The sequence below is a fragment of the Lactobacillus delbrueckii subsp. delbrueckii DSM 20074 = JCM 1012 genome (genome assembly GCF_001433875.1).
In the GTDB taxonomy this organism is placed as follows: domain Bacteria; phylum Bacillota; class Bacilli; order Lactobacillales; family Lactobacillaceae; genus Lactobacillus; species Lactobacillus delbrueckii.
This window is the reverse complement of sequence record NZ_AZCR01000025.1, coordinates 1-3893: the sequence shown is the minus strand read 5'-3', so window position 1 is coordinate 3893 and position 3893 is coordinate 1. Positions and strand designations below refer to the sequence as shown.

Below are 3893 nucleotides of genomic sequence, written 5' to 3'. Positions count from 1 at the left end.
CAGGAAAAGAAGCTGGTCCGGAAGATGAACGACCGGATCAAGCAACTGAAAAAGTAACAATTAGGCAAGATTGGAAGAAATTCCAGTCTTTTTTCGTATAAACAAGAAAGTTGAACTTGTAAAAAATAAGTAGTATTGTTTGTATATCTTTTAGATTCAATCTATAGAAATGTGAGCTAATGCAATGAAAAAATACGACTACATTATCATTGGCAGCGGCCCGGCGGCTAACCACCTGCTCTTCAAATTAGCAAGAACTGACCGGACTGCCCTGGTCATTGAGAACAACTTGTGGGGCGGAACCTGCCCGAATACCGGCTGCCAGCCAAAGATTTTTCTTGAAGGCGCCGTCCGTCCGGTCTTGAACACATATTATCTGACCGGCAAGGGAGTAAAAGCAGCTGCCCAGCTGGACTGGAAGAATTTGATCAAGCGCAAGAAGGAGATCTGGGCAGAATTTCGTGCAGAAGAGCGGTCCAGCATCGAAAGCGACCAGGTGGATACTGTCTTTGGCAGCGGGGTGATCACTGGTCCGCATACGGTTGCGGCAGCTGGCGAGGAATATGAGGGCACAAATATCGTCATCGCGACGGGTCTTCTGCCTCACCACTTGGAAGTGCCGGGTAGTGAGTATGCCATTAGCAATGATGAGTTTTTTGACTTGGATGAATTGCCGAAAAAAGCGGTCGTCATTGGGGGCGGCTATGTTGCCCTGGAACTGGCTACAATCTTGCAGGCAGCTGGTAGTGAAGTCACGGTCTTGCAGCACTCTGAGAAGTTGCTGAGGCCTTTTGACCAGGAATATGTCGAGAAATTGACGGAAATAATGGAAGAGCGCGGCATTGTGATTCATCTGAACACGCCAGTTAAGTCAATCGCCAAAAATTCTGCTGCTTATGAAGTAACTGCGGAAAATGGACAAAAGTTTGAAACTGATCTGGTAATCGACGCCTCTGGCCGGCGGCCTAATGTAAACGGCCTGGGCTTGGAAAAATTAGGGATCAAGTTTGATCCGGTCAAGGGTGTGGCGGTCAATGAGCACTTGCAGACCAATGTCCCGAGTATTTTTGCCGCCGGGGATGTCGCTGACAACGGGCAGATGAATCTGACGCCAGTTGCCTGGGTCGACTCCTACCACATTTATGATTTTGTCGAAAATGGCCTTACTGAAGGAATTAAGTACCCGGCCGTAGCTACCAGCACCTTTACCTACCCGCAAGTCGCCCAGGTAGGCAAGCGGGAAAGTGAAATGGTAGAAGGCGATACGGTTAGAAGAATGAAGCTGGGGTCGACTTTTGCCGCTTTGGGCGAAGGCGATGAAGAGGCGGAATTAAAGGTCATTTTCAACAAGAATGGCGAAGTGGTCGGCGCTTCAGAAATCAGCATCAATGCCGGAGAGGACATCAATCTCTTCGCCCCGCTGATTGGCAAGAAGGATCCGGCAGAATTTGCCATGAATAATTTGGGCTTCGCCTTCCCGACTTTAGCCAACAAATTGGACGTTCTCTTCCGCTAGAAGTTGACAGCAAGTTGAAATTTGAAAAAATTGAATTCGAGCAAAGGTTTATCCTTTGCTTTTTTCTTTGCCCACGGATTGAATTTTAGCTGTTTTTGCAGATTGTTTTGCCTGTAAAAAGCCCGTCAGACCGGGCTTTGTCAAGGGTGACCAGCGGCTTTTTCCTTTAGGAAAAATCTGCTTTAATCAAAACTGAGCTTCGAACATTTGGTCGAGTGATGAATGTGAAGACAGAAAGGAGAATGAGATGACGTATTCAATTCAGCAGATCCGGTAGGGCTTAGAGAAAGCTGGCTATGTGGCTAATGACGAAATCACGACTGCGCCAGAAACCATGAGGAATTTGCAACTTAAAGGCGGGGATGTCCTATGGCGAACTTACAGAAGTATTGCGGAAGGTGCCAACCATTGGCGTCTATTCAGACTATAGTAAGCCATTAAGAGAATACAAGGCTAAGCAGGGACAACAGCTGAACAAGAGGACCATTATGCTCTGGATGGGGGATGCCAGAAACAACTACTTGCCAAGCGAGGAAAAGATCTTCAAGGATTTGTGCCGACGGGCGAAGAAATGCTAATGGCTTAATCATGAAGCTAAAAGCAAATGGAATAGCGGAGACTCAGTCATCGGCAGATATACCCCATATGTCAGTGAACTGGCTGAGGTTACCAATACGGCCTCTTTGATCAAATTTTTGTGCGAATTACAGAATTGAGGATGAAGATGAAAGAAGAAAGCAAAGTCTTAACAGAAAAAGAAACTGACCAGCTGGTCAGCGACTTCTTTGAGAATTATGATAGCTACTTTGACCGGCCATATTACATGGATGTGCTGGCCCAGCCCCTGGCTAAGCAGTATCTCCGGCCGAGCAGCTTAAAGGTTTGCCTGGCTTACCAATTGCTGACTAAGGAGTGGCTGAAAGCCAAGCTTGAGGAAGAGTCTTTCCATGATAACGGAGAGAAGGAGCGGATCTACCTGGAGCCTGGCAAGCTGAAGAATCATTTGCCTAAAGAAGATTGGGATCTGGCCAGCGACTACCTGTTTCCAGGAGACAAGCAGGCTTACATGGAACTGACAGCTGATAAAAAGAAACTTCTCTTACCAAGCAACAAGCGCCAGCAGCTTCAGCACTTTAAGACAAGTTTGGCTAATTGCCAGTCCTGGCAAATGCTGCTTTACCATATCGAGGAAAATCATGCTGACCTGTCGGTCAATTGGCATTTCAAGAACCAGTCCAAACTGGAAGTGACTTTGACGGGGAGAAAGGATCACGAGCATGCTTTTGCCTTAAAAGAGCCAGAGGCGATGGACGAGGAGTATGATAAGTTTTTAGCAAATTCGAAGAAGAAAGAGGCGAATTACAAGAAAAAGATCAAAGAAAAGGTTGCTGCTTCCAGCCTGCGGGGGAACCTGTTAGCCCGGGCAATTGCCCAGCTTGCTTTGAGAAATGAGACGCGGATTACGCCAAATAACTGTCTGAAGATTCTGCGGGGTTTGTCTTATCCGGATTATGACGCTATCAACCACAGCGACTATGACAGACATTTTCGCTTTCTGCCAAACCAGGAGATTCTGCAGGTAATTGAGGCGATGCAAAAAGACGGACTGATCGCGGCTGAGGAACGCATTTATTCTGACTATCATGTCTATTACCTTGAATTGGTGCCAACTGATTTGACTGAGGAATTTCTGAATGCGGAAGCAGCTGAAGGGTCAGATCTTGCCTTGCTGAAGGAACTTAATGAGTCTGCAGATAAGACTGATCTTTCCGCTTTTAACGTTGTTAAATTAAGCCAAGAACTTCTGCAGCATCCCGCCCTGGCTTGCGTTGACCAGGGCTATCAAGCCTTTATCGACCAGCATGACTTGGCAAGAGAATACCTAAAAACCCGCCTGCAGCTGACGACCAGCAAGTTTACCAAGAAGTATCTCCGCCTGCTTTTAGAGGGGGATGCAGAAAAAAGCATCCCTGGCCAAGCGGTGAATGCTTGATTGGGGATGCTTAGTAATTGGTATTTAATTCTATTTCCTTGGGGGGTGTGATTGTTAAAAAGTATTAATTTCATCCAGTACAAAATAGTAATATTTCTTACCAATTCATGATGTAATGCCAGTATTATCAAAAGATTGGAAGGAAGAAACGATGAGCGAATACATGTCCATATCAAAAGCAGCTGAATATCGTAACGTTGCCAAGTCAACTCTCCGCAATTGGGAAGCTGAGGGATTGATTACGCCGCTTAGAACTGCCTCCAATCAACGTCGCTACACTAAAGAAATGCTAGATAAGGTTCAGCAAGGCAATATGAAAGCAGCTAAGCCTAAGAAGCTGCTGACCATCGGCTATTGCCGGGTTTCTTCTGGCCATCAAAAAGA

At 46.3% G+C, this 3893-nt stretch carries 4 protein-coding genes; all 4 read left to right on the top strand.

Annotated features, from left to right (window positions below):
- Positions 1-184 precede the first annotated feature (184 nt).
- Positions 185-1516 carry a dihydrolipoyl dehydrogenase family protein gene (locus tag FD23_RS04905; RefSeq protein WP_052933668.1) on the top strand — a complete coding sequence of 444 codons (1332 nt, stop codon included), beginning with the start codon at positions 185-187 and terminating at the stop codon, positions 1514-1516.
- 362 nt (positions 1517-1878) lie between these two features.
- Positions 1879-2094 carry a hypothetical protein gene (locus tag FD23_RS10420; RefSeq protein WP_230844843.1) on the top strand — a complete coding sequence of 72 codons (216 nt, stop codon included), beginning with the start codon at positions 1879-1881 and terminating at the stop codon, positions 2092-2094.
- Between the two features lie 146 nt (positions 2095-2240).
- Positions 2241-3509 carry a hypothetical protein gene (locus FD23_RS04895; protein ID WP_025895856.1) on the top strand — a complete coding sequence of 423 codons (1269 nt, stop codon included), beginning with the start codon at positions 2241-2243 and terminating at the stop codon, positions 3507-3509.
- A gap of 151 nt (positions 3510-3660) precedes the next feature.
- Positions 3661-3893, top strand: a 233-nt coding sequence (locus FD23_RS04890; protein ID WP_155515440.1) for a MerR family DNA-binding transcriptional regulator, incomplete at its 3' end; no start/stop codon positions are given.